The 555-nt window shown below is 40.9% G+C and carries 1 protein-coding gene; it reads right to left on the reverse strand.

The features are described from left to right. A partial coding sequence (locus tag MT391_RS20750) for a transposase (RefSeq protein WP_499499996.1) occupies positions 1 to 555 on the reverse strand: 555 nt, incomplete at both ends.

Raw genomic sequence — 555 nt, forward strand, 5'->3', positions numbered from 1 at the left:
CTACTGTCTATTTTCACTCGCATTCTATCAGTATAAGAAATGTGCTTCGTTGTTTTACCTGTTTCAAATTGAACTTGCCGACCTTGTTTAGTGGGCACTTTTCGCATGCATTGCTTTTGCAATGAACAAACACGGCAATCCTTCAAATAACCAGAGAAACGAACGTATTGCCGACCGGCGGTCTCAACATTTTTAACACTTAACCACATTTCTTTTCCCGCGGGACAATGACATTCATTCTTTTTTTTATCAAAGTAAAAGTCGTTACTATTAAACAATCTCGCCCGGCCTTTACTGCGTTTCAATCGTCGTTTTTCTTGTTCACAGTGATAGGTTTCACTCTGGCTAAATAAGGGATTACGACTTCTAAACGCCGTATCTGCCATGTAAGCATCGAGTCCAGTCGTTGCCATGAATTCAAGATTAACTTCACTATGGAAACCACTGTCTGCAGTAAATTTTGTGGTTGAAAAAGTATCGGGAGTACCCAGTTTGGTGAGTTGTGCTTGTAGCTGTTTGATGGCAGGTTTTAAGGTTTGTTGCTCTCCAACCGAG

This window comes from Vibrio sp. 1-Bac 57 (assembly GCF_037546855.1).
Taxonomy (GTDB): domain Bacteria; phylum Pseudomonadota; class Gammaproteobacteria; order Enterobacterales; family Psychromonadaceae; genus Psychromonas.